Annotated in this window: 1 protein-coding gene and 1 pseudogene; both read left to right on the top strand. The window is 55.4% G+C overall.

The window, feature by feature from the left end; all coding sequences use genetic code 11:
- Window positions 1-144 (top strand): winged helix-turn-helix domain-containing protein (locus tag QD409_RS35700; RefSeq protein WP_430765077.1); only part of this gene is annotated, 144 nt, incomplete at its 5' end.
- Window positions 141-538, top strand: a pseudogene (locus QD409_RS35695) (sensor histidine kinase); the annotation flags it as partial. The gene QD409_RS35700 and the pseudogene QD409_RS35695, both read left to right, overlap by 4 nt.

Below are 538 nucleotides of genomic sequence, written 5' to 3'. Positions count from 1 at the left end.
GTCTATGCGTTGGAAGACGAAATCGGATCGAACGCTCTGGATGCGCATATCTCGCGAATTCGAAAGAAGCTTGTTCAGGCTGGAGCCGAGGTTGAGATAAGGGCCGTACGAAATATCGGCTACCTTGTCCGGGCTAAGGCATGAAAATAGAGCGCAGTCGCTCCTTGCGATGGGGCCTCATAAAGCGCCTGATTCCGTTGCAGGCGTTTCTTCTCGTCCTCTTCGTCGTCCTTCTCGTCGGCTGGGTCTGGATCATCAACCCGGAGCTGGAAGACACCAACGAACAAGCCGTTCGCATCGTTGCAGAGCATGTGACAAGAGATGCCGATGGTCGGCTACAGATGATTGACTCGGCTGCGCTCAAGGAGTTGAAGCGTCGGTCTCCCGATCTATGGTTCATCATCCGCGATGCTGACGGAGCTATATATCAGTATGGAGAGGCACCCGCGTTCCAGCTGAAGGAAGTTTTTCCTCGAGGCGTCGATCATGCAAGGCTGGAGGTCGGCAACGGGACCCATGCCGCGCTGGAAAACCGGGA

Origin of the sequence: Rhizobium sp. BR 315, assembly GCF_050577975.1 — a bacterium.
Taxonomy (GTDB): domain Bacteria; phylum Pseudomonadota; class Alphaproteobacteria; order Rhizobiales; family Rhizobiaceae; genus Rhizobium; species Rhizobium miluonense.
The sequence above is the reverse complement of the archived record's forward strand: the minus strand, read 5'-3'. Positions and strand labels throughout refer to the sequence as shown.